This window comes from Thalassospira sp. UBA4513, assembly GCF_002388495.1.
GTDB classification, from domain to species: Bacteria; Pseudomonadota; Alphaproteobacteria; order Rhodospirillales; family Thalassospiraceae; genus Thalassospira; species Thalassospira tepidiphila.
Genome location: NZ_DGMR01000037.1, coordinates 1 through 23717, shown reverse-complemented (window position 1 = coordinate 23717; position 23717 = coordinate 1). Strand labels below are relative to the sequence as shown.

General features: G+C 54.6%; 22 protein-coding genes. 11 read left to right on the top strand and 11 right to left on the bottom strand.

The annotated features are described in order from the left end of the window. Window positions 1–7: 7 nt before the first annotated feature. The 7 genes from B2T33_RS14990 to B2T33_RS14960 form a co-directional block, all read right to left on the bottom strand. Window positions 8–862, bottom strand: a complete 855-nt coding sequence (locus tag B2T33_RS14990) for an ABC transporter ATP-binding protein (RefSeq protein ID WP_064789159.1) — start codon at window positions 860–862, stop codon at window positions 8–10. Next, complete coding sequence (gene livM / locus B2T33_RS14985) at window positions 859–2379, bottom strand: high-affinity branched-chain amino acid ABC transporter permease LivM (protein WP_286792478.1); 1521 nt, start codon at window positions 2377–2379, stop codon at window positions 859–861. Before livM ends, B2T33_RS14990 begins: the two co-directional genes overlap by 4 nt. Next, the gene (locus B2T33_RS14980) at window positions 2379–3302 is read right to left on the bottom strand and encodes an ABC transporter permease subunit (RefSeq protein ID WP_008891118.1); all 924 of its coding nucleotides are present in this window, start codon (window positions 3300–3302) and stop codon (window positions 2379–2381) included. The genes livM and B2T33_RS14980 overlap by 1 nt, the downstream gene beginning before the upstream one ends. Window positions 3303–3654: 352 nt before the next feature. Next, entirely contained in the window at window positions 3655–3846 is a 192-nt protein-coding gene (locus tag B2T33_RS14975) for a DUF6898 family protein (protein WP_008891119.1), read from the bottom strand. A gap of 123 nt (window positions 3847–3969) precedes the next feature. Then, window positions 3970–4860 carry a 3-hydroxyisobutyrate dehydrogenase gene (gene mmsB / locus B2T33_RS14970; protein ID WP_286792477.1) on the bottom strand — a complete coding sequence of 297 codons (891 nt, stop codon included), beginning with the start codon at window positions 4858–4860 and terminating at the stop codon, window positions 3970–3972. Between the two features lie 83 nt (window positions 4861–4943). Next, complete coding sequence (locus B2T33_RS14965) at window positions 4944–6032, bottom strand: enoyl-CoA hydratase/isomerase family protein (protein WP_286792475.1); 1089 nt, start codon at window positions 6030–6032, stop codon at window positions 4944–4946. Window positions 6033–6035: 3 nt separating this feature from the next. Then, window positions 6036–7175: an acyl-CoA dehydrogenase family protein gene (locus tag B2T33_RS14960; protein WP_286792474.1), complete on the bottom strand. Its 1140-nt coding sequence runs from the start codon at window positions 7173–7175 to the stop codon at window positions 6036–6038. A gap of 227 nt (window positions 7176–7402) precedes the next feature. Here B2T33_RS14960 and B2T33_RS14955 point away from each other — a divergent pair, with 227 nt between their 5' ends. The 4 genes from B2T33_RS14955 to hemB all read left to right on the top strand — a co-directional run bounded on the left by B2T33_RS14955 (window position 7403) and on the right by hemB (window position 11875). After that, on the top strand, window positions 7403–8689 hold the full coding sequence (locus B2T33_RS14955) for an O-acetylhomoserine aminocarboxypropyltransferase/cysteine synthase family protein (RefSeq protein ID WP_286792473.1): 1287 nt from the start codon (window positions 7403–7405) through the stop codon (window positions 8687–8689). Window positions 8690–8821: 132 nt separating this feature from the next. Further along, window positions 8822–9583, top strand: coding sequence for a DeoR/GlpR family DNA-binding transcription regulator (locus B2T33_RS14950; protein WP_286792472.1), 762 nt, complete (start codon window positions 8822–8824; stop codon window positions 9581–9583). A 34-nt stretch (window positions 9584–9617) separates the two neighbouring features. Further along, window positions 9618–10811: an MFS transporter gene (locus B2T33_RS14945; RefSeq protein WP_286792471.1), complete on the top strand. Its 1194-nt coding sequence runs from the start codon at window positions 9618–9620 to the stop codon at window positions 10809–10811. A 56-nt stretch (window positions 10812–10867) separates the two neighbouring features. Beyond that, window positions 10868–11875: a porphobilinogen synthase gene (gene hemB / locus B2T33_RS14940; RefSeq protein ID WP_064789151.1), complete on the top strand. Its 1008-nt coding sequence runs from the start codon at window positions 10868–10870 to the stop codon at window positions 11873–11875. Window positions 11876–11950: 75 nt separating this feature from the next. Here the strand turns inward: hemB and B2T33_RS14935 are convergent, their stop codons facing one another. Next, window positions 11951–12922: an HAD-IIA family hydrolase gene (locus tag B2T33_RS14935; protein WP_286792469.1), complete on the bottom strand. Its 972-nt coding sequence runs from the start codon at window positions 12920–12922 to the stop codon at window positions 11951–11953. Window positions 12923–13401: 479 nt separating this feature from the next. On the opposite strand from B2T33_RS14935, the gene B2T33_RS14930 reads away from it, so the two are divergent. Further along, window positions 13402–13560 (top strand): DUF1127 domain-containing protein, encoded by a 159-nt coding sequence (locus B2T33_RS14930; RefSeq protein WP_082923501.1) that lies wholly within the window; start codon window positions 13402–13404, stop codon window positions 13558–13560. 108 nt (window positions 13561–13668) lie between these two features. Here the strand turns inward: B2T33_RS14930 and B2T33_RS14925 are convergent, their stop codons facing one another. Both B2T33_RS14925 and B2T33_RS14920 read right to left on the bottom strand, forming a co-directional pair. Then, a complete protein-coding gene (locus B2T33_RS14925) occupies window positions 13669–15186 on the bottom strand; it encodes a malonate--CoA ligase (RefSeq protein WP_286792468.1) in 1518 nt (505 codons plus the stop codon). A 158-nt stretch (window positions 15187–15344) separates the two neighbouring features. Continuing rightward, on the bottom strand, window positions 15345–16529 hold the full coding sequence (locus tag B2T33_RS14920) for a type III PLP-dependent enzyme (RefSeq protein WP_209272184.1): 1185 nt from the start codon (window positions 16527–16529) through the stop codon (window positions 15345–15347). A gap of 238 nt (window positions 16530–16767) precedes the next feature. On the opposite strand from B2T33_RS14920, the gene B2T33_RS14915 reads away from it, so the two are divergent. Both B2T33_RS14915 and B2T33_RS14910 read left to right on the top strand, forming a co-directional pair. Then, window positions 16768–18255, top strand: a complete 1488-nt coding sequence (locus B2T33_RS14915; RefSeq protein ID WP_210517943.1) for an aldehyde dehydrogenase family protein — start codon at window positions 16768–16770, stop codon at window positions 18253–18255. Window positions 18256–18609: 354 nt separating this feature from the next. Further along, entirely contained in the window at window positions 18610–19830 is a 1221-nt protein-coding gene (locus B2T33_RS14910) for a threonine ammonia-lyase (protein WP_064781451.1), read from the top strand. Between the two features lie 91 nt (window positions 19831–19921). Here B2T33_RS14910 and B2T33_RS14905 read toward each other — a convergent pair whose 3' ends face one another. Beyond that, window positions 19922–20404 carry a flavin reductase family protein gene (locus B2T33_RS14905; RefSeq protein WP_064781452.1) on the bottom strand — a complete coding sequence of 161 codons (483 nt, stop codon included), beginning with the start codon at window positions 20402–20404 and terminating at the stop codon, window positions 19922–19924. Window positions 20405–20660: 256 nt separating this feature from the next. Between B2T33_RS14905 and motA the strand changes: the two genes are divergently transcribed. The 4 genes from motA to B2T33_RS14885 form a co-directional block, all read left to right on the top strand. Continuing rightward, window positions 20661–21515 (top strand): flagellar motor stator protein MotA, encoded by an 855-nt coding sequence (gene motA, locus B2T33_RS14900; protein WP_063089439.1) that lies wholly within the window; start codon window positions 20661–20663, stop codon window positions 21513–21515. A 40-nt stretch (window positions 21516–21555) separates the two neighbouring features. Further along, the gene (locus tag B2T33_RS14895; RefSeq protein ID WP_286792467.1) at window positions 21556–22542 is read left to right on the top strand and encodes a flagellar motor protein MotB; all 987 of its coding nucleotides are present in this window, start codon (window positions 21556–21558) and stop codon (window positions 22540–22542) included. A gap of 119 nt (window positions 22543–22661) precedes the next feature. Further along, complete coding sequence (locus B2T33_RS14890; RefSeq protein WP_286792466.1) at window positions 22662–23402, top strand: arginyltransferase; 741 nt, start codon at window positions 22662–22664, stop codon at window positions 23400–23402. Window positions 23403–23586: 184 nt separating this feature from the next. Continuing rightward, the coding region (locus tag B2T33_RS14885) for a twin-arginine translocation signal domain-containing protein (protein ID WP_286792523.1) at window positions 23587–23717 on the top strand (131 nt) is incomplete at its 3' end.

Sequence of the window (23717 nt, the reverse complement as noted above, 5' to 3'; positions counted from 1 at the left end):
GACTCCCTCACTGCGCTTTCGGATCAAGATGAAGGTCGGCAGCAACTTCCGGCGGAAGCTCGTCATCCTCTTCTTCGCCAAGATAGGCGCGGATAACAGCCGGATCATTCTTGACGGCCTCTGGATTGCCATCGGCAATCTTTTTACCGTAATCAAGAACGATCACATGGTCGGAAATCTGCATGACAACGCTCATATCATGCTCGATCAGAAGACAGCCAACGCCCTGATCATCACGGATGCTTTGCAACAGAACGTTCAGTTCCGCCGACTCACGCGGGTTTAGGCCCGCAGCCGGTTCGTCCAGACAAAGCAGTGACGGGTCGGTGCACATGGCACGTGCGATTTCCAGGCGACGCTGGGAACCATATGGCAGGTTACCGGCATTCCAGTCAGCCTGCGCATACAGACCAACCTTCTCCAACCAGAACTCCGCCTTCTCGACCGCTTCCTTTTCCGCCTTGGCATATCTGCCAAGGTTGAACAAACCGGCAAGAGAGAACGCAGAGGCCTCCATCAGTCGGTTATGCTGGGCAACGATCAGGTTCTCCAGAACCGTCATCCCGGTAAACAGGCGGATGTTCTGGAACGTGCGGGCAACACCTTTGTTACGTGGAATGCGGAACCCTTCGGTCCGTTCCAGCAACCGCGGCCCATCGTCGGCATGAAGGGTCAGGCGACCCTCGGTCGGAACATAGAACCCGGTCAGGCAGTTAAACACAGTGGTTTTCCCTGCCCCGTTCGGGCCGATGATGGCTGTAATTTCACGCTTGTTGGCATTGAAAGACAGATCATCAATCGCGACCAGACCACCGAAACGCATGGTCAGATGTTCGACTTCAAGCAGTTTGTTGTCGGTCATTTGACTTCTCCGGCAACTTTTTCTTTCTGGCTCATATTGAGCAGAATGGTCGGATCACGGAAGGACAACAGACCGCGCGGACGCCAGAGCATGATGGCAACAATACCTGCCCCGAAGATCAGCATGCGATATTCGGCCAGTTCACGGAACATTTCCGGGAAACCGATCATCACAATTGCCGCCAACACGACGCCGATCTGGCTGCCCATGCCGCCCAAAACCACAATCGCAAGAATCACAGCCGATTCAAGGAAGGTGAAGCTTTCCGGGCTGATAAAGCCCTGACGGGTTGCAAAGAACGCGCCGGCAAAGCCACCAAACATCGCGCCGATGGCAAATGCCGACAGCTTGGTGTTGGTCGGGTTGATGCCAAGCGAACGGCAGGCGATCTCGTCTTCACGCAACGCTTCCCAGGCACGACCGATCGGCAGTTTGCGCAGACGCAGGGTCACGAAGTTCGTCACCAGCGCCAGCACAAGGATCAGGTAGTACAGGAAGATCAGGCGATGCATGGACGAGTATTCCATGCCGAACAGCTCGTTAAAGCCAATCGCCCCGTCCGGAACACGCCGCGAGAAATCGGCCATACCAAAGAAGCTCGGACGTTCAATTGACGAAATCCCGTCCGGACCACCGGTAAGGTCATACCAGTTGATCAGAACAACGCGGATAATCTCACCGAAACCAAGGGTCACGATCGCAAGATAATCACCGCGCAGACGCAGAACCGGGAAGCCAAGGATAATCCCGAAGCTTGCCGCAAAGATACCGGCCAGCGGCAGGCACAGCCAGAAGCTCAGATCGAAGTTCTGTGACAGCAATGCATAGGAGTAAGCCCCGACCGCATAGAACGCCACATAGCCCAGATCCAGAAGACCTGCCAGACCAACCACAATGTTCAGGCCCCACCCCAGCATGATGTAAATCATCACAAGGGTCGCAAGGTCGATTGCGGAACGGTCTTCGCCAAAGATGAACGGGAAAATGATAAAGAAGATAATCCCGATCATACCGATTTTCTTGGTGTTCGAACGATACGCCAACTGGATTTTGGACGACAGTTTGGCGCTTTCATCGACATCAGCCGCGGTCTTGTCTTTCATCGTGAAATAGGCCGTGGCAAAAATGATCGCCACAAACGCGATACCGACGATGGTGCTGACCACACTGCCAAACGCCATATCAAGAACCACCGGCGAAACCCAACGGTCGTCAAGTTCGCGGAAACGTACGAACATTTCAAAAACGGCAACGGCAGAAAGCGTAATCAGAACGGCCTGGCCGAGACGTGAAATGTTCTCGCGGCGGAAAATCAGGCCAAGACGCCCGATCACAGTCGCCCCGATTGCAATCAGGACAAGATCCCAACGCACAGCCAGTTCCAGACCGGTCGGACGGTCAACCGTCTCGACACCAAGGAGCATGACCGACATCAACAGCGCGATCACGGCAAAGAACGCAAGTTCCTTGACCACTTCCGAGCCATTGGTACGAGAAGAAGCAAATGCAGCAGACATCAGACTTTCTCCACCTCCGGCTTGCCGAGCAGACCCCACGGACGGAAGATCAGCACAAGAACCAGAATGCCAAACGTTGCGACATCCTTGTATTCAATCGTGAGATAACCCGACCAGAAGGCCTCGATCAGGCCGATAAGAAGACCGCCAAGCATTGCGCCCGGCAAAGATCCGATACCGCCAAGAACGGCTGCGGTGAACGCCTTAACACCGGCAAGGAAGCCGATATAGAAGTCGATCACGCCGTAATACAACGTCACCATCATCCCCGCGACCGATGCCAGGGCAGCCCCCATGACAAACGTGGTCGAGATGGTGCGGTCAACGTTAACACCCAGAAGGCCTGCCATCGTACGGTCCTGCTCACAGGCACGCTGTGCGCGGCCCAGGGACGTTTTGGCAATCAGCAGCGAGAAGACAACCATCAGCACAAATGTCAGAACGATAATCACGATCTGCATATAGCTAAGCTGAACGTCGAAATTCGCGCTTTCCATCAGGGTAATGCCGCCCTCAACAAGCGGCTGCATCGGTTTCACGCGCGCGCCCTGCGAAATCTGAACGAAGTTCTGCAGGAAAATGGACATCCCGATGGCAGAAATCAAAGCTGCCAGACGGAATGAGCCGCGCAGCGGCCGATATGCCACTCGTTCCACGCCCCAACCATAGACAGAGGTCAGAACCATTGAAACGAACAGCATCAAAAGAAGGGTAAGAGGTAGAATTCCACTGATACCGGCAGCCTGACAGATCAGGAAGGTAATCAGGGAATGGAACGCACCGATCATATAGATCTCACCGTGCGCAAAGTTGATCATGCCAATAATGCCATAAACCATCGTGTAACCGATGGCGATCAGACCATAAATGGCCCCCAGCGTCAGACCATTGATCAATTGTTGTAGGAAATAAGCCCAATCCATTGCACAACCTTAGATTTGGCACAGACATACAAGGACTTCGCCAGATCAGCAGAAGGTATCAATTCACACACAGATGTAATGATTGGATGAGACACTGTCTCCCCATAGCCCCCTGGCAAACCCGCAAAGCCTCCGTCTTATTGTTATCGGGTAACCCCCGGTTTTAACCCTCTATGCCGGTCATTCTTTTTGCGACCATTACATAAAGAGCGCGATTAGAGCGAGGACATTAGACACACGATTTCAAACCCTGCAAGCCGCTTTGACATTTTAGTGAAAATCACCAAAACAGGATTTGAAATTGGCATAAAACACTGACTTCGAAAGTCACCCACGCTTTATATTGTATAAATTATCCCTTTTTGAGAACGTATTCAAGTTTTTGTGCAGCAACGCGCTTCAGTTGTTCCGGATTCCGGCTGACAGGTCCGGCAACAGTCACTTCCACGCCAGTTTTGCCGTCAATGGCCGTACACCGCAGATAGGTGCCGACTTGCCGAAGCTCAAAATAAATCTCGTTCGAGGTGTTATAGCGTGAGGTCATTGATGCACTGCTGTTATCAAAAATGGACTTGTCTATTGTGCTCCCATTTTCAGACAACGCAACATATAACAAAACGGGCCCGGAAATCCGGACCCGCTCGTTTGGTACCGCTTCTGGGTACTTCTATTTGTCGCCATCCAGCATTTTAACGATGGCCGAAAAGTCCATGCCACCATTGCCGCCATTTGAATAAAGCGCATAAAGGCTTTCGGCCAACGCCCCCATCGGGGTTGTTGCACCAGATGCCGCTGATGCCTGCTGGGCAAGCTTCAAGTCCTTCAGCATCATATCCACCGCAAAGCCCGGCTGATAATCGCGGTTGGCCGGGGACGTCGGAACCGGCCCCGGGACCGGGCAATAACTTGTCAAAGCCCAGCACTGACCTGATGCCTTTGAAGACACCTCAAACAGCTTCTGGGCATCCAGGCCAAGGCGCTTTGCCAACATGAAGGCCTCGGAAACCGCAATCATGCTGACACCAAGCACCATGTTGTTGCAAATCTTTGCCGCCTGCCCGGCACCGCTGTCACCGGCATGGATGATATTGCTGCCCATGCCCGCCAAAATGGGTTGTGCACTGGCAAAGTCCGCCTCAGATCCACCAACCATGAATGTCAGCGTACCTGCCGCCGCACCGGCCGTCCCGCCAGAGATCGGGGCATCAACAACACCAAGACCCGCCGCACGGGCCAGTTCGGCTGCCTTGCGGGCCGAGTCCACATCAATTGTCGAACTGTCGATCAGAACGGTGCCCGGCTTGGCATGTGCAATGACACCGTCCGGTCCATCATAAACGCCCAGCACGTGCTTGCCCGCGGGCAAAACAGTGACAACAAATTCGACATCACTGCCCGCTGCGCCGACCGATGCCGCCTTTGAGGCACCGGCCTCCACGGCCTTTGCCACCGCATCTGCCGACAGATCAAAGACCTTGACCGCATGTCCAGCCTTCACAAGGTTGGCCGCCATCGGGCCGCCCATATTGCCCAGACCGATAAAACCGATATTCGCCATTTGAAGTCTCCTCTGACACCCTATCTGGGTGTTTTGTTCTGATTTATGGTGATCTGGCAGGGTGATGTTCCCAGCCCAATAGTCTAAAGATTAAGCTCTTTGTCTTTTGGCAGCTTTTCGAAATATTCCGCCACTTCGCGTGGATCGACCTGACCGATATCGCCATGCTGCCATTTCGGCGCGTGATCCTTATCAACAATCACCGCCCGCACACCTTCAAACAGATCCGGCTTGCACACCATGCGCTGCGACATTCGGTATTCCATGTTCAGGACTTCTGCCAACGACATATCACTGCCCTGACGGATTTGCTCGAAACTGACGCAAAGGGATGTCGGCGATTTGCCCAGCAACGTCTCAAGGGTCTCTGTGCCAAATGCACTGGCCGCATTCCGCAAGGCTTCAAAGATCGCCGCGACACTGTCGCCAGCAAAGCAATGATCGATCTCGCTACGAATTTCTGAAAGTGGCGCTGAACCGAACGGCGTTTCATGCTTGTTGAGGATATCCTCGGCAGTCGCAAAGCCATCACCGTCCCACGCCGCACTTGCCAGCGCATTCTTGATGGCATCCAGTTTCGCACTTTCCGCCCCATGGGTTGCAAGTCCGGCATAAAGGCAATCTGCGGCCTTGATCCGCGCCCCAGTCAAACCAAGATACATCCCGATTTTGCCAGGACACCGTGGCAGGAAATAGCCGCCGCCCACATCCGGGAAAAATCCAATGCCGGTTTCAGGCATGGCAAACAACGTCCGTTCGGTCACGACCCGGAACCGGCCATGGATTGAAACCCCGACACCACCGCCCATGGTGATCCCATCAATCAGCGCGATATAGGGCTTTGGATAGGTCGCGATATAATGGTTTAGGTGATATTCCCGACGATAAAACGCATCAAGCATCTCTTCGTCATCAACTTTGCGGGCATCATAAAGGCCGCGGATATCACCACCCGCGCAGAATGCCTTCTCCCCCATCCCTTCAATGATGACGACTTTCACCGAAGGATCCTGTTCCCAGGATTTCAGCTGCGCCAGCATCATATCGACCATCACCAGATCAAGTGCGTTTAGCGCCTTGGGACGGTTCAACAGGATACGCCCAACCGGCCCATCTTGGGAAAACAGAACCGGTGCGTCTGCGGTCTTCGGCGAATTTGAAACTGTGCTCATAACCTAGTCTTTCAGGGCTGCACGCGCGATGATCAGGCGCATGATTTCATTGGTACCTTCAAGGATCTGGTGCACGCGCAAGTCACGCAAAAGCCGCTCGATGGGGTATTCGCGAATATAACCATATCCGCCATGAAGCTGCAGCGCTTCGTTACAGACATTAAAGCCGATATCGGTCGCAAACCGTTTGGCCATCGCACAAAACTGCGTGGCATCATCAGTCTTGTGATCCAGCTTCCATGCCCCTTTATGCAGCATCAGCCGGGCGGCTTCGAGTTCGGTCACCATATCAGCAAACTTGAACTGCAACGCCTGAAACTGATCAAGGCTTTTGCCAAACTGCTTGCGGACTTTCATATGTTCGCGGGCATGTTCCATTGCCGCACGCGCACCACCGATCGAACAGGCCGCGATATTTAACCGCCCGCCATCAAGGCCCTTCATGGCGAATTTGAAACCTTCGCCCTCGTCACCCAGACGGTTTTCGACCGGCACCTTGCAATTACTAAAGATAACGGCTGCGGTCGGCTGACTGTTCCAGCCCATTTTTTCTTCAAGCTTGCCAAATGATAGCCCCTCCGCATCCTTTGGCACGATAAAGGTCGAAATGCCTTTCGGGCTGTCATCGCCAGTACGCGCCATCACGACATAGATATCGCTGCGCGATCCACCGGAAATAAACGCCTTCTCGCCATTCAGGATATAATAATCGCCATCGCGCTCGGCCCGGGTGCGAAGCGACCCGGCATCCGATCCTGCCCCCGGCTCGGTCAGGCAATAACTTGCGAAATGATCCATGGTGACGAGTTTGGGCAGATATTTCGCACGCTGCGCGTCATTGCCGAACGTATCAATCATCCAGCAGGCCATATTATGGATCGAAACATAGGCCGCTGTCGACGGGCAAGCCGCCGCAAGCTCTTCGAAAATCACCGCAGCATCAAGGCGCCCAAGCCCCGTGCCACCATGTTCTTCGCTGGTATAGATCGCGGCAAAACCAAGTTCGGCTGCCTTGCGCAGGGTTTCTTCGGGAAATGTATGATTGGCATCCCAGTCGCCTGCATATGGCGCCATTTCATTCTGCGCGAAATCACGCGCAGCTTGGGCAAATGCCTGCTGATCTTCAGACAGGTTGAATTCCATTGGATCGCCGCCTCTTTTGATTTTCTATTTTCCCTTTACGTAAACGTGAAATCTGCTGCTTGTCAATTCATTCGGTATAATCGTACCGAATTATCACAATTCTCGTCCTGAACGCCTATGGCGTGCATGTTGCTCTGGCATTTCGCCAAATCTTCCTTGCGAATACAGGGCCGCTGCGCATACCCTCCTCGCCTCAGGAATCACAATAAATCAGGGAAACAGTCATCATGTCTTCGACCAAGCCGGAAACAATTGTCCTTCATGCAGGCTACCGTGCCGAACCGACAACCGGTTCTGTCGCCGTCCCGCTCTATCAAACCACCAGTTATCAGTTCCGCGACACCCAGCATGCTGCAGACCTCTTTGCGCTTAAGGAACTGGGCAACATCTATACCCGCCTGATGAACCCGACCAATGATGTGCTTGAACAGCGCGTGGCGGCCCTTGATGGCGGTGCTGCGGCGGTCGCACTGGCATCGGGTCAGGCGGCATCGACCTTTGCGGTGCTGAACATCGCACAGGCGGGCGACAACATCGTCAGTTCCACCGACCTTTATGGTGGCACCTGGAACCTGTTTGCCAACACCTTCAAACAGATGGGCATCGAAGTCCGCTTTGCCGATCCGGCCGATCCGGAAAACTTCCGTCGCCTTGCCGATGACAAGACGCGCGCCTTCTATGCCGAAACCCTGCCCAACCCGAAACTTCAGGTCTTCCCGATCCGCGAAGTTGCCGATATCGGTGATGATCTGGGCATTCCGTTGATCGTGGATAACACTGCCGCGCCAGTGATCTGCAAACCGATCGACCACGGTGCAAGCATTGTCATGTATTCGACCACCAAATTCATTGCCGGTCACGGCACCTCTGTCGGCGGGATCGTGGTTGATTCGGGCAAGTTTGATTGGGAAAAACACGCCAAACGCTTCCCGCTTCTCAATGAACCGGATCCAAGCTATCACGGTGCGGTTTGGACCGAGGCTGTTAAGCCCATTGGCCCGGTGGCATACGCAATCAAACTGCGCTGCACGTTGCTGCGTGATGTTGGTGCCGCCGCATCGCCATTTAATTCCTTCCAGACCATTCAAGGCATGGAAACCTTGCCGCTTCGGATGGAACGCCATTGCGAAAATGCGCTTAAGGTTGCCGACTTCCTGGCAACGCACCCGAAAGTCACCAAGGTCATCCATCCCAGCAAACAGGATGGCGAAGCCCGCCGTCGCGCGGACAAATACCTTAAGGGTGGTCTGGGCTCTTTGATGGGCTTTGAGCTGGCAGGCGGCAAAGATGCCGGCGAAAAATTCATCAACTCGCTGGAGCTGTTCTACCACGTGGCCAATATCGGTGACACGCGATCCCTTGCCATTCACCCGGCCACAACGACTCACAGCCAGCTCTCAGAGGAAGATCGCCTTTCATCGGGTGTGACCGATGGCTATGTCCGCCTGTCGATTGGCATCGAACATATTGATGACATTCTGGCCGATTTGACCCAGGCGCTTGATAAAGCCTGATAAACCACCGAATGCTGCTTTGCTGCAAAACCGGTCAGACCTTCGTCTGGCCGGTTTTTCTATTGACGCTTTTGTATGCCCGGGCTAACCAATATCGGCAATACATGCACAACAGGCAAAACAGGCATATCGATGTCGAGCGTTTCAAGCCGTCAGGACGAAATCCAGAAACTTCTGCGCAGCCAGGGCACGGTTCATATCCACGATCTGGCCGCCCTGTTTCACGCATCCCTTGATACCATCCGCCGTGATCTGCGCCAGATGGAGGAAGATGGTTATTTGCGACGCATTCACGGGGGTGCTGTCCTGCCCAATTCGGCACAGGAAAGTTACGCGGAACGGGCGCAGGAACTGCAACCCGAACGGACTGCCATCGCCCAAAAGGCTGCACGCGAACTGATCCCCGATGATTGCGTGGCGTTTTTCGATAGCGGCACCACCGTTTGTGAAGTTGCACGCAACCTCAAACCATCCTTTCGCGGCACGGTGATTACAGTCAATCCGATGATCGCGGTCGAGCTCGCCAGTCATCCGAATGCCGAAGTCATCATGTTGGGCGGCACGCTTCGCAAAGCAGATTTGGTGGTGTGCGGCCCGACGACCCTTGATCAGCTTAGAAACTTTAATGCCGATATCGCACTGCTTGGCACCTGCGCGCTTCACCCCGAGGCGGGCCTGTCGACCAGCAGCACCGAAGAACGCGCCACCAAGGCGGCCATGATCGCCCAATCGGCCGAAGTCATTGCCATCACCACCGCCGACAAACTTGAAACCAGTTTGCCGCACCGGGTCTGCGATATTGACGCGATTTCCCATCTGGTCACCGGGCGCAAACTTTCAAACGGCTATCTTGCCAATTACACCCGGCGTGGGCTGAACGTCATTCAGGCCTGAACGCCTGCCCTCGCCTTGCGGAGAAACTCGTTAAATGCAAACCCACGCCACTGCCCATAACCGGGTGCGCGCCATCTTCTTTTTGCATGGTGCCGCTTTTTCAAGCTGGGTGCCGCATATCCCACTGGTGCAGGAACGTCTTGGCCTTGGCCATGACGAACTTGGCGGCATTTTGCTGGCGGCGGCCATCGGGGTGCTTGCCGTGATGCCAATCGCCGGAAGACTGGCAGACCGGTTTGGCAGCGAATGCGTGGTGCGTTATTCGGGGCTGTTTTATTTCATCGCGGTCGGCGTGCCTGCCTTTATGCCCGATTATCTCAGCATTTCGATCGCGATGTTCGCCCTTGGCTTTTCCGGTGCATTTCTTGATGTCGCGATGAACGCCAACGGCCTGCAGGTCGAACGTGTTAAGGGCCGCAGCATCATGTCAGGATTACATGGTTTCTGGAGTCTCGGCGGTTTTGTGGGCGCCGGGATTGCCGCCGCCTGGTTCGCCCTGCCCGTTGGCAATGAATTCCATCTGCCAATCGTGCTTTCTCTTTTCCTGATCGCGCATATCATCGCACAAGCGGGTCTTTTGTCGGATCAGGCGGCATCTGAACATCTGTCTGACCAAAAGGATGCCAGCCAAACCACAGCCGCAAAGACCAAGGATCGCAATCTGTTCCTGATGTTGTTGCCGTTCGGGGTCTGCGCCTTTATCGGCCAATTCGGGGAAGGTGTCCTGACAGACTGGGCAACGGTGTTTATGAATTCCGAACTGTCATCCGGCCCGACATTGGCCGCCGTCGGCTTTGCCATCTATTCCTTTGCCATGGCCGCCACCCGCCTGTCTGGTGATGCACTGGTGACCCGGTATGGTCGCGTGCCGGTATTGCTGACAAGTTCGGTACTGGCATCCCTTGGTACCCTTGTTTTGACCCTGTCTCCCAATATCGTTATCGCCTGGATCGGCTGCGGGATTGCCGGCATGGGGCTTGCGGTCATTCTGCCGCTGTTGCTGTCTGCGGCATCCCAGACAACGGGCAAAGGTGGCGGTGCAGTTGTTTCGATCATTGCCGCAACCGGCTATTCCGCCATCATGGCCGGGCCACCGGTGATCGGTGCGATTGGTGAAGCCCTCGGACTGGTCACGGCCTTTGCCCTGACATCGGCATTCCTTGCCATGATTATCCCGGTTTACCTGTTAACCATGCGCAGGCGTTTGCAAATTGCGGCCAATGGTTGATCAACGGCGCAATCTGTCCCATAAATTGCCCAGCCTCACATTATAGAGATTAGATCATGGTCAACAAATTCGCCTATGGCACCTTCCCAAGCACCCGGCAGCGCCGCAACCGCATGACCGACTGGTCGCGTCGCATGGTCGCGGAAACGCGGTTGACCTCCCACGATCTGATCCTGCCTGTCTTTGTGATCGACGGCAAAAACGAACGCACCCCGATCCCGTCCATGCCCGGCGTTGAACGCCAGTCGGTCGATATCTTGGTCGAAACCGCCAAACACGCCGAAAAGCTCGGCATTCCGGCCCTTGCCCTGTTTCCCTATATCGATGCCAGCCTGAAAACCAAGGACGCCCGCGAAGCCTATAACCCAGACAACGTCGTCTGCCGCGCGGTCAAGGCCATCAAGGATGCCTGCCCCAATCTGGGTGTCATCACCGACGTCGCGCTGGATCCGTTTAATGCCGATGGACAGGACGGAATTGTTGTCGATGGTCAGATCCTTAATGACGAAACGACCGAGGCCCTTGTCCGTCAGGCCCTTGTTCAGGCGCAGGCAGGCTGTGACGTGGTTGCCCCATCGGACATGATGGATGGCCGCATCGGTGCGATCCGCAAAGTCCTTGAAGAATCAAGCCTCAAAAACGTTCAGATCATGGCCTATTCAGCCAAATACGCATCCGCCTTTTATGGCCCGTTCCGTGATGCGATTGGTTCGGCCAGTGCGCTTGGCAAGGCCGACAAGAAAACCTATCAGCTTGATCCCGCCAACAGTGATGAGGCGATGCGCGAAGTCGCCTATGACCTTGATGAAGGTGCAGACTCGGTCATTGTCAAACCGGGCCTGCCCTATCTTGATGTGCTTTATCGCGTCAAACAGGAATTCGGCGTGCCGGTCTTTGCCTATCAGGTCTCGGGCGAATACGCGATGATGCGTGCGGCCGGTCAGAATGGCTGGCTTGATTATATCGGCTGCGCCATTGAAACCCTGTCCTGCTTCAAGCGCGCCGGGGCATCCGGTGTTCTGACCTATAGCGCGATTGAAGTCGCCGAGGCACTGGAAGGCTGATTTCCCCGCCGCCACGACAAGCAATAAAAAAGGGCCTCAATCGAGGCCCTTTTGTTTTGGGAGGCGAGTATCAAATCATGCTGACTTTGCCGCAATGCCATCCGCATCATCTTCAATGCCATGGCCAATCGCCCGCGCGCAAAAATGCGGACGCAGGCCGGATCGGGCAAACACGCCTTCAATATCCTGTCCATCAAGGAACCCGCCCTGATGCACCAGAAGGGTTTTGATGCCCGACGCTAGTCCACCCAGCACATCGGTATGCACCGTATCGCCGACCATCAGCACACGGCTGCGATCAACACCGGGATGACGTTTCAGGACCTCCTCAAACACGTGGTGATACGGTTTGCCAACGCATCGTGGCATGACACCGGATGCATCCCCCGCCAGATGCGCGAAGTACCCCGACTCAACCGACAGGAAATCACCCATCGGCGCACAGATATCGGGATTACCGACCAGAACCGGCCGCGGATTATCCTTAAGGCTCTGCTCCAGAAGGGCTTGCTGGGTATCGGTCCAACTATCCGAGTCAATCAACAGGAACCCGCCAACCGCATCGTAAAGCGCAGGATCACTGCCAAGCGGCTCGACCCAACCGGGCAGAATATCAAACGGCCAGTCGGTCGGCGCCATTGCCCCCCAATGAGTGATATCGGCGTATTCGCCCATCAGCGGGGCGACAAACTGCTGGCTGCTGATCAGGCTGTTATTGTCGAAATCAAAACCGCGTTTGCGATGACGCGCCAGAATAGCCTCGCCCGAGCTTGAGGCATCATTGGTGACAACCGCGATCTTCTTGCCCATTTCTTGCAAGGTCGCGACCGTCTTGACCGCACCGGGAATGGCACGTTGCCCGCTATTTAGCACGCCAAAGGCATCAAACACGATCAGATCAAACTGATCGGCAATCGCCAAAAGGTTGTCGACATAATCGGTTGCTTTGGGCACGGCATCGGGTGCGACCTGCGGCAGACGCGGTGCATAGCGCAAATAGGCATCCAGGGCCTGCGCAAAATCCAGTTGCAACCGATTAGCACTCATCGTCATTTCTCCCACACGAACGGCACGTTATTACAATTCCGGCGTATTCAAACCGATTAGCGCGCTAATTACACCCAAAATTATTCGCAACACCACAAACGCCGATAATCAACCTCAAGGCATCACGCAACTTCATTACCCATGCATCATACGCATAGCAATAAAAAGCATCAAATCTGCGTCAGCCATCCACTTTAGAACAGTTAATGAGAGATTTCAGGGATTTCTGCGCTTTTCAATCCGCAGACATGCAAAAAACGCATTGGATTATATCCGCAATCACCCTTAGATTGCCCTCACGAAATGAATAGGACGTATCGACTGATGAATGCGCCACCAAGCAGTTGATCATTCGATACATCCCATGCAAACCGACACGTCAAACCAGCTAACTATTCCTGTACGGAATATCTCGGTGAGAACATGCCGGTTAACTGAACAGACGCCGAATAATCGGCCGGTTTGAAATAGGTGATGAAATGATCGTAACCAAGATTTTTGCTTTCCTTCGCGCTCTGCGCGTTCAGTACCAGACCCAGAATGCGCTGCGTAAGCTTGATACGCGCGAACTGGCAGACATCGGTCTGAACCGCGACATGATCGATGATGTAGCACACCGTGTTGCTTTCGGTCGCTAAGCCACGACCGTAGCGTCATGAGGAAGACCCCGACAGAGCATCTGTCGGGGTTTTTCTTTGTCCGGATTTTGGGATTGCCGCGAAAAGATCCGCTTTGCCTGCTTCGTCTTAGTTGGCAAACAGGGCCTTGTGCTCTTCACGCAGGACATTCTTCTGCACCTTGCCCATCGCATTACGCGGCAGTTCATCGACAAAGAACACGCGCTTGGGCACCTTGAAGTTGGCAAGCTCCGACTTGATCGCGGCAATCACGCCCTCTTCGCTTAAGCTGCCTTTTTCTTCCGGCACGATCACGGCTACAACCGCCTCGCCAAAGTCGGGATGTTGAACGCCAATCACGGCACTTTCAACAACGCCCTCCATCTTGTCGATCAGGGTTTCGATTTCCTTGGGATAAACGTTAAACCCGCCGGAAATGACCAGATCCTTGGCGCGCCCGACAATATGGACATAGCCATTGGCATCGATCTTGGCGATATCACCGGTGATAAAGAACCCGTCTTTGCGGAATTCCTCGGCGGTTTTTTCGGGCATCTGCCAATAACCGGCAAATACGTTCGGTCCGCGCGCTTCGAGCACGCCAATCTCATCCGTACCAAGAACATTGCCGTCTTCATCACACACGCGCACTTCGACATCTGGCAGTGCCGGCCCCACAGTATGAACGATGCGCTCGCCATCAAGCGGGTTGGATGTTGCCATACCCATTTCGGTCATACCGTAACGCTCAAGCAACGCCTTGCCCGTGCGCTCCTTGAATGCGGTAAAAGTCTCTGGCAGAAGCGGCGCAGACCCGGAAATGAACAGACGCATGTTTGCAGTGACGTCCTTGGTGAAATCGTCGCCCGACAACAGACGCACATAAAATGTCGGAACCCCCATCATCACCGTACTGCGCGGCAAAAGCGCCATCACCTGGTCACGATCAAATTTCGGCAGGAAGAACATCTTCGATCCCGACAGCATCACACAATGACAGGCAATGAAAAGCCCGTGGGTATGGAAGATCGGCAAGGCATGCAGCAGGGTATCGTCGGCCTTGAAGCCCCACAGCTTTTCAAGCGTTGATGCGTTGGACCACAGGTTCATCTGGGTCATCATCGCACCCTTGGGCTTGCCCGTTGTGCCCGACGTATAAAGTATGGCGGCCAATTCATTGTCTTCGCACGCGACCGGCGCAAAGTCCGATGCTTGCGATGCCGCTCCATCCATCAGGTTGCCCTCAGACTGCATGCCCAGTGTCAGAACATGCGCAACGCCCTGCTCGTCCGCGATGGCCTTGACCTCATCTTCACGATGGGGCTGACAAACAAAGATCACCGGTGATGCGTTATCCATGAAATAGGCAAGCTCGCCCGCCTGATAGGCGGTATTCAGCGGCAAATAAACAAGGCCCGCACGAATGCAGCCAAGATAAAGAAACAGTGCCTCGGGGGATTTATCGACCTGAACGGCAACCCGGTCGCCTTTCTTCGCACCAAGCGACGTCAGAAGACCGGCAATCTGGGCCGATGCTGTGTCCGCATCGCCATAGCTATAGGTCTTGCCATCTGGCGTCTCAATCAGAACTGAAGACAGATCGGCCGGAAACCGGTCACGGATGCGCATAAAAAGGCTGTTGGTCACTGTACTGCTTCCCCGAGAATTCGTTTTGACCGGCAGGTTTCCCCTGCCGGTCTTTTCTGCGGGCAGCATAGTGCAACCAACCATTATAGGTAAACAAGTACCTTTTTACCGCAATGATCGATTTTGTCTGTCAAACAGACTGCTCTGGCCTTGCGACGCTAGTCCAGCGCAACCGACGGGAACTCCCCGTCAATATACGGGAACGCTTCACTGACCGTCACCTGCACTTCGGGGTGGAAGCCGTTGAAATGGGTGGCCAGCGCATTGCTATATGCCCCGATATGACCAAACTCGATCCAGTCGCCTTCACGGATATCGGCAGGCAAGGTCACGGTCGCTGGCAAGACATCCATATTGTCGCAGGTCGGCCCATAGATGGTAAATTCCAGTGTTTCTTCCGGATCGAAATCACCCTCAATGCGCAGCGGACGCACCGGATAACGCAATTGCCCGGTCACGGTTTCCGACAGGCTGCCGTAAACACCGTCATTGATGAACAGCGTATCTTCCTTGCGCAGATGCACCTGCGTGATCAGGGAAATACCGCTCGATACCAGTGCCCTGCCCGGTTCGCACATATAGGTCGTATCGGGCATATCAAGCCAGCGGATACAATCCTTGATCTCGTCCATGAACTCTTCAAGGCTGGCACCACGCTGGTTCATATACTGGCCGGGGAAACCGCCACCAACGTCGATATGCTTGACCTTCACGCCAGAAAAATCAACGACCTGACGGATAAGCTCGACCGCGATCCGATACCCGGTCGGTGTCGTGCATTGCGACCCGACGTGGAAACACAAGCCCGCATGGTAACCATATTCATCAACCTTCTTCAGAAGCTCGGCCGCCACCATCGGACGCGCACCAAACTTTGCTGACAGGTTATAGGTCGCACCGGCGGGCGGTGTTGCAAGGCGCACATGGATCACCAGGTTCGTGTCGCCCTCGGTTTCCTCGCGGATTTTTTCAAGCTCTTCGGCGGTATCAATCACATAATGATCAATTCCGAACACCCGATAGGCATTGCGGATGGCATCGCGGCTTTTGACCGGATGCATGAAATAGGCCTTCATCCCCGGGAATTGCCGCCGCACGATCGAGATTTCCTCAGGCGAAGCCGTGTCAAAATGACGCACTCCGCCTTCGTGAAGATATCGCATGACCTCCGGATGCGGATTGCATTTCACCGCATACAGGACGTCTCCCGGGAACATTTCGACAAAGCGCTGCGCTGTTTCTCGAAGAATATTGGGTCTAAGGCAATACACCGGATAGGAAGGCTTGAGTTCCTTAACAACATCGAACGTCGTATCGAAATGACGTGGCACAATATACTCCATCGTTTACCAATATCAGGCGCCCAGACACGTACCGCCGCCGGGCTGGCCTTTGAGTTAGGGTAACAGCCCTCTTGCCGCCTGTCATGCGACTTGCATGTGCACCACACCGATTAGGGAACTAATTGCGCTTGATATTGCATCGCCCTGTCGATAATTTGGTAAACCAATACCAAATAACCAATATCGTGCGCCCCGCGCGGTTTACCGCAGATGCACGCCAACCCACAGGGAGCCTGAAATGCCCATCGATCCGATCCTTGATCCATCCGTTCTGGCCAAGGAGCTGTCCGGTTATCATCTGATCAACGGTAAACTTGTCGCCCCGAAAAACGGCAAGACCTTTGATGTTCTTAATCCTGCCACGGGCAAGGTCATCGGGCAGGCTGCCGACGGTGACGCCGACGATGTCGCGATTGCAGTCGCCGCCGCCAAGGCCGCCCAGAAAGATTGGGCCGAACGCCCGGCGCGTGAACGCGGCAAACTGTTGGCCGAATGCGGTCGTATCCTGATGTCCCATGCCGAGGAATTGGGACGTCTGGTCGCCCTTGAATCGGGCAAGGCCCTTCGCACCGAAAGCCGGGTTGAGGCATCGGTTCTGGCCGATATGTTCGTCTTTTTCGGCGGACTGGCTTCCGAGCTTAAAGGTGAAACAGTTCCGTTTAACCCGAACATGATGACCCTGACCACCCGCGAGGCCGTTGGTGTTGTCGGCGCGATCATTCCGTGGAACGTTCCGATGATGCTGATGGCGATCAAGGTTGCCCCGGCACTGGTTGCCGGTAACGCAGTCGTCGTCAAATCCGCCGAAGACACCCCGCTTGCGGTTCTGCGCGTGTGTCAGATCATGCAGGAAGTTCTCCCGGCTGGCGTCTTTAACATCCTGTCGGGCTTTGGCCCGTCTTGTGGCGGCCCGCTGGTTGAACACAAGGATGTCAAAAAGGTTTCCTTCACCGGATCGGTTGAAACCGGCCGCACGGTCTATCGCGCAGCTGCCGAAAAACTCATTCCGGTCACCCTTGAACTGGGTGGCAAATCCCCGATGATCGTCATGGGTGATGCCGACCTTGATAAGGCGATTGCCGGTGCGATTGGCGGCATGCGTTTCACCCGTCAGGGGCAAAGCTGCACGGCGGCGTCACGCATGCTGGTGCATGAAAGCCTGCATGACGAATTCGTCAAACGCCTGATTGATAAGGTCAACACCCTTAAAATGGGTGATCCGCTGGATGAAGAAACCGACATCGGCACGATCATCAACCGCAAACAGTTCGACAAGGTTTGTGGCTATATAGAAGTCGGTGAAAAAGAAGGTGCGACCAAAAACGAACTAAGCGCACTTCCCACTGACAGCGCCCTTTCCGATGGCCTGTTTGTCCGTCCGGTGATCTTCACCAATGTCGATCCGAATGCACGGATTGCCCGTGAAGAAATCTTTGGCCCTGTTGCCTGCGTGTTCAAGTTCAAAACCTTTGAAGAGGCCCTTGAACTTGCCAATGACAGCGACTTTGGTCTGGCTGCGACCGTCTGGACGACGGACCTTAAAACCGCACTTGTCGCTACCAAGCGCCTCGAAGCCGGTTTTGTTCAGGTCAACCAGAACCTTGTTGTCCAGCCGAACCTGTCTTATGGCGGCATCAAACTTTCCGGTCTGGGCAAGGAAGCATCGCTTGAAAGCATGCTTGAACACTTCACCTACAAGAAGACGATTATCCTGAACATGGAATAACGTGTCTGTCGCTTGACACGATTGACTTCAAGAAACCGGGTTGCACGTGACGCAACCCGGTTTTTCTTTTCCGATGCTTGACCTTGCGCGCGCAATCCGCAAAGGTGCGTTTCTCAAACTCATCGAAACCCGGAAAGTACATGGCTATGTCTGCAGCTACTGACATCCTCGCATCACACTCTTGCCCGCCTCTTCGTGCCGGTGTGATCGCCATGATTATGGGTATTTCCGACCTGCGAATGTGATCCCTGTCATCTGCGGATGACAGGACCGGTTTAATACCGCTATTCACGCCATAAAATATTACTATAGCCATCGCATCAGATTGCGGATGGCCGCAGGAGTACGGAAATCATGACTGTTTCCTATCACGATATTGTTCGCGCCTCGGGCTTGCTCGAAGGCATTGTTGCGAAAACCCCACTGGTCAAATCCTTAACGCTATCAAACATTTGCCAGGCGGATGTTTATCTGAAACTTGAAAATCAGCAATATACCGCGTCGTTCAAGGAACGTGGCGCCTATGTCAAACTGGCAAGCCTGACTCCGGAAGAACGCGAAAAAGGTGTTATCGCCGTATCGGCTGGCAACCACGCGCAGGGTGTCGCCTATAACGCCAAACGACTTGGTATTCCCGCCACCATCGTGATGCCGAAAAACACCCCCTACACCAAGGTTCATCATACGCGCTCGCACGGCGCCGAAGTCGTTCTGACCGGCAACGTGTTTGCCGAAAGCCTTGAGGCCGCGGGCCGCATCCAGCAAGAACGCGGTCTGACCTTCGTCCATCCGTTTGATGATCCGCATATCATCGCAGGCCAGGGCACTGTCGGGCTCGAAATCCTTGATGAAAACAAAGACATCGACACGGTTGTCGTGCCGATTGGCGGTGGCGGTCTGGCATCGGGCGTTGTCACCGCAATCAAATCGCGCCGGCCCGACATCGAAGTGATCGGGGTTGAAACCAAGCTTTACCCGTCCATGTATGAAGGCATACACGGCAAGGAATTCACCGGCGGTGGCGTCACCATTGCCGAAGGCATCGCTGTCAAACAGCCCGGCGGCCTGACGCTTGAAATCTGTAAGGAAAAGCTCGATGACGTCGTTCTGGTCGAAGAAAGCTCGATCGAACGTTCCATCCAGATGATGATCGAGATCGAGAAAAGCGTTGTCGAAGGTGCCGGTGCGGCCCCGCTTGCCGCCCTGCTTGATCACCCGGATCGCTTCAAGGGCAAGAAAGTCTGCCTGATCATCAGTGGTGGCAACATCGACACCCGCCTGCTGGCACAGGTTCTGATGCGTGGCATGGCCCGCGAAGGCCGCCTTGTTCGTGTCCGGATCGAAATTCCGGATGTGCCGGGCGCACTATCCACGATCAGTGCCTTGATCGGCGAAGAAGACGCCAACATCATTGAAGTCTATCACCAGCGCCATTTCTATGACGTACCGGCAAAACAGACCGATGTCGACATGGTGCTTGAAGTGCGCGACACCCAGCACGGGCAACAGGTGATCGACCGCCTGATCAAGGAAGGATTCGGTGGTCGCCTACTTGGGAACACGTCCCTCGACTAGGGCCCCCTGCACCTAAAAACGACAAAGGGCCGTTGGTGTGTCACCACGGCCCTTTTCTTTTGTGAACTACATCACATCGCAAGCAACAACATCAGTCACCCAGCGTGCGATAGCGCCCACCGTAATACAGCAACGGCGCACCGGTTTCGCCCATCACCAGTTCCTGAACATGACCAACGATGATGCTGTGATCACCGCCTTCATGCAGGGCGTGACGTTCGCAGGTCAGAGCTGCAACACTGCCTTTAAGACGCGGCATGCCAAGGCTGTCGTCTTCATATGCAACCTTGTCCCAACCATCCTGCCCGGGGGCTGAAAACAGCTCGGACACCTGCTTTTGGCTTTGGCTCAGGATATTGATGCAAAATCGTTTGGCATCTCCCGTGAACAGCGCGTGAGTCGCCGCACGGTGATCAACCGAAAACAAAACCAGCGCTGGATCAAGCGACACCGAGGCAAAGCTGTTGATGGTAATGCCCGCTTTTGCACCGTCTTGGGCGCGGGTGGTTACAACGGCAACGCCGGTTGTGAATTGACCAAGGCAATCGCGAAAATCGCGCGCAGAGAAAGACATATTGAAGGAAGCTCTCGTATACCAATATGGATGGGTGACGCGTCCCGAATGGAGCTTGGGGAAAATGGCGTCTATTCACCGCGCTGTCAAACCTAACTCGCAGCTAATTTAAACGCGATGTTAATAAGATTAAAACTTAATAAGAGCATATAGATATCAGAAACACGTTCTGCACTGCCGCAGAAGGCAGATGTTTCGATGAACTCGGGGTTGATCGTTCAGGTATCTGGCTTGGGGTAGCGGAGAAGAAAAAAGAATGTTCTTGATCATTGGTTATATCGTCGTAGTCGGCTCTGTCCTGGGTGGCTATCTGCCGCATGGCGACTTTGGCATTCTTGTACAACCGCTTGAAGTTCTGATCATTTTCGGGGCGGCGTTTGGTGCCTATTTGACTGCCAACCCGCTTGGCATCGTGAAGAAATCCTTCACATACACCATTCGCGCCATGAAAGGCCCAAAGAAAAAGGCCGCCTATCTGGAACTTCTGATCTGCCTTTATGCGATCTTCCGCCTTGCGAAATCCAAAGGCGATCTTGCGCTTGAAAGCCACGTTGAAAACCCGGAAAGCTCCAGTCTGTTTTCCAGTTTCCCGATGCTGATGAAAGATCATCATGCGATGGAATTCATGTGTGACTATCTGCGCTTGCTTACCCTTGGCACGACAAACGCCTATGAACTTGAAGCCGTGATGGATCAGGAACTTGAAACCCATCACGAAGAAGAACACGCCGTTGCGTCCGCCGTGCAAACGGCTGGTGACGGCCTGCCGGCACTTGGCATTGTTGCGGCGGTTCTTGGCGTTATCGTCACCATGAGCTCGGTGACAGAACCGCCTGAAATTCTCGGTGGCCTGATTGCGGCGGCCCTTGTCGGTACCTTCCTTGGTATTCTTGGTGCCTATGGCTTTGTCGGCCCGACCGCCTCGATCATCAAAAACACCGTGGACGCAGACGGCAAATATTACAGCTGCATCAAAGCCGCCCTGGTTGGTCACATGCAGGGATATGCCCCGCAGGTATCGGTGGAGTTCGCACGTAAAACCCTCCCGCATAATCTTCGACCCAGCTTCAAAGAGCTTGACGAAGCGCTGCAAGACGCGCCCACGGCTTGATTTTGCGATAAAAGATCTGGTTTAGAGGACAACGCAGCAAATGCCCGATATCGTCATAAAAAAGATCAAAAAAGGTGGGCACGGGCATCATGGTGGTGCCTGGAAAGTTGCCTATGCCGACTTTGTGACGGCTATGATGGCATTCTTCCTGTTGCTGTGGCTGCTTTCCAGCGCGACCGAGGAACAGCTGCAAGGCGTGTCGATGTATTTCACGCCCGAGACCATCTCGCAAAATGAATCGGGTTCCGGCGGTTTGCTGGGCGGCACCAGCCTTGCCGAAGAAGGTGCGCTGCGTTCCGAATTCGGATCACCATCCATCAGTATGGAAATCCCGCCGGTCGAAACACCGGAAGAACGCGAAGCCATCCGCGTGGCCCAGATGGAAGAACAGGAATTCAACGAGGCCCAGGAAGAACTCCTTAAGGCAATCGAAGCCAATGAGGAACTTCAGGGCCTTGAAAAGAACATCCGCATCGAAAACACCGATGAAGGGCTTCGCATCCAGATCCTTGACGAAGACGGCACCGCCATGTTCCCGAGTGGCAGTGCCGCCATGGCCGATCATACCCGCCTTCTGCTGCAACAGGTCGCGGGCGTGATTGAAAACATGCCACAGGATGTCTCGATCGAAGGCCATACCGATGCCGTGCCGTTCAACCGGACAGATGGCTATTCCAACTGGGAACTGTCCGCCGATCGTGCGCTGGCAACCCGTCGTGCGCTTGAAGACATGGGGCTTGAAACCGGACGCTTTGCCAAGGTTGCCGGTCTGTCGGATACCGACCCGCTCCTGCCTGACGCGCCGGAAAATGAAAGCAACCGCCGCATCAGTATCACCTTGCTGCGTGGTACCGGCGAACGTTCCGCGCTTGAAGGCACCGGCGAAGCTGGCCAAAACGGCCAAGAATCTGGACAGACCGCACCGGCAGGTGCAGCACCCGCTGGCCGGGCACCATCGCCGACACAACAACCGGCACAGGGTGAAAACCAGCGCCGCCCGACCTTCTCGGTTCCGTCACAACGGTGATTTGAATTCCGGCAACAGAAATCGGTGCCCTTTTGACCGTCAGGCCTTTAAACTGTCATAAACAACACCTAATCTCATAGAATAGTTCTCTTTGATGTGACCGGGACTGATCGGATCAAATGACAGTTAATCAGCGGCGCCTGACCCAGCACTATTTTATGACCGCACCGATGCCGTGCCCTTACCTGCCCGGCCGGTTCGAACGTAAACTGGTCACGGAGTTGCGCGGACCCGAGGCCAACAACGTCCATGATCTGTTGTCGCGTGCAGGCTTTCGCCGCAGCCACTCCATCGCCTATCTGCCGGCATGCAGTGATTGCAATGCCTGCGTTCCGGTTCGCGTCCGCTGTGACGGGTTCGAACCCAGCCGGTCTTTCCGCCGCATCAAGAACAGAAACAGCGATCTTGTCCGCAAGGTGATGCCACCGTCCGCGACACAGGAACAATATCAGCTGTTTAGCACCTATCAGGATGCCCGACATGGCAATGGTGACATGGCGCGCATGGATGCCCGTGATTACCGCGCAATGATCGAAGACAGCACTGTGGAAACCTCGATCTTCGAATATCGTCGCGCGGATGACAGCCTGATTGCTGTGGCGCTGGTTGATATTCTGGCCGACGGATTATCTGCCGTTTACAGCTTCTTTGACCCGGAAGAAGACCGCCGCGGACTGGGCACTTACATCGTGCTTGATCTGATCGACGAAGCCAGAACGCTTTCTCTTCCGCATGTCTATCTTGGCTACTGGATCGGCGATTGCCGCAAGATGTCGTATAAGATGCGCTTCCAACCCCTTGAAGGCTTCCGCGATGGTCAATGGATCTCGATGGAAGACGCTGATAGCGACGCGGACTAAGCTGTAAAAGTTCGCGTTCCGCACCAATTGCGCGAACCACTTTCCCCAATTAGACTAAAGTACCATACAACAACTCGATCCTCGGTTGCCTGCCCGTAAAGACGCATATAAGCTTCGTCTCAAAGCTGATCATCCAGCTTTTACAGATAAATCATGAGCTTGCATCTTTGGGAGGTTGTAACCAATGAAACGTCGCCAATTTCTTTCCGGCGCTGCCGTAGCAGGTGCGACTGCTGCTGCCGCGTCAACTTTCGCCAAACCGGCAATTGCCCAGGACGTCCGCGAATGGCGGATGGTCACCACCTGGCCGAAAAA

What these genes read in the sequence shown, in the direction of transcription:
- B2T33_RS14990 (WP_064789159.1), bottom strand. Translation starts at nt 862, where the DNA reads ATGACCGACAACAAACTGCTTGAAGTCGAACATCTGACCATGCGTTTC.
- livM (WP_286792478.1), bottom strand. Translation starts at nt 2,379, where the DNA reads ATGTCTGCTGCATTTGCTTCTTCTCGTACCAATGGCTCGGAAGTGGTC.
- B2T33_RS14980 (WP_008891118.1), bottom strand. Translation starts at nt 3,302, where the DNA reads ATGGATTGGGCTTATTTCCTACAACAATTGATCAATGGTCTGACGCTG.
- B2T33_RS14975 (WP_008891119.1), bottom strand. Translation starts at nt 3,846, where the DNA reads ATGACCTCACGCTATAACACCTCGAACGAGATTTATTTTGAGCTTCGG.
- mmsB (WP_286792477.1), bottom strand. Translation starts at nt 4,860, where the DNA reads ATGGCGAATATCGGTTTTATCGGTCTGGGCAATATGGGCGGCCCGATG.
- B2T33_RS14965 (WP_286792475.1), bottom strand. Translation starts at nt 6,032, where the DNA reads ATGAGCACAGTTTCAAATTCGCCGAAGACCGCAGACGCACCGGTTCTG.
- B2T33_RS14960 (WP_286792474.1), bottom strand. Translation starts at nt 7,175, where the DNA reads ATGGAATTCAACCTGTCTGAAGATCAGCAGGCATTTGCCCAAGCTGCG.
- B2T33_RS14955 (WP_286792473.1), top strand. Translation starts at nt 7,403, where the DNA reads ATGTCTTCGACCAAGCCGGAAACAATTGTCCTTCATGCAGGCTACCGT.
- B2T33_RS14950 (WP_286792472.1), top strand. Translation starts at nt 8,822, where the DNA reads ATGTCGAGCGTTTCAAGCCGTCAGGACGAAATCCAGAAACTTCTGCGC.
- B2T33_RS14945 (WP_286792471.1), top strand. Translation starts at nt 9,618, where the DNA reads ATGCAAACCCACGCCACTGCCCATAACCGGGTGCGCGCCATCTTCTTT.
- hemB (WP_064789151.1), top strand. Translation starts at nt 10,868, where the DNA reads ATGGTCAACAAATTCGCCTATGGCACCTTCCCAAGCACCCGGCAGCGC.
- B2T33_RS14935 (WP_286792469.1), bottom strand. Translation starts at nt 12,922, where the DNA reads ATGAGTGCTAATCGGTTGCAACTGGATTTTGCGCAGGCCCTGGATGCC.
- B2T33_RS14930 (WP_082923501.1), top strand. Translation starts at nt 13,402, where the DNA reads ATGATCGTAACCAAGATTTTTGCTTTCCTTCGCGCTCTGCGCGTTCAG.
- B2T33_RS14920 (WP_209272184.1), bottom strand. Translation starts at nt 16,529, where the DNA reads ATGGAGTATATTGTGCCACGTCATTTCGATACGACGTTCGATGTTGTT.
- B2T33_RS14915 (WP_210517943.1), top strand. Translation starts at nt 16,768, where the DNA reads ATGCCCATCGATCCGATCCTTGATCCATCCGTTCTGGCCAAGGAGCTG.
- B2T33_RS14910 (WP_064781451.1), top strand. Translation starts at nt 18,610, where the DNA reads ATGACTGTTTCCTATCACGATATTGTTCGCGCCTCGGGCTTGCTCGAA.
- B2T33_RS14905 (WP_064781452.1), bottom strand. Translation starts at nt 20,404, where the DNA reads ATGTCTTTCTCTGCGCGCGATTTTCGCGATTGCCTTGGTCAATTCACA.
- motA (WP_063089439.1), top strand. Translation starts at nt 20,661, where the DNA reads ATGTTCTTGATCATTGGTTATATCGTCGTAGTCGGCTCTGTCCTGGGT.
- B2T33_RS14895 (WP_286792467.1), top strand. Translation starts at nt 21,556, where the DNA reads ATGCCCGATATCGTCATAAAAAAGATCAAAAAAGGTGGGCACGGGCAT.
- B2T33_RS14890 (WP_286792466.1), top strand. Translation starts at nt 22,662, where the DNA reads ATGACAGTTAATCAGCGGCGCCTGACCCAGCACTATTTTATGACCGCA.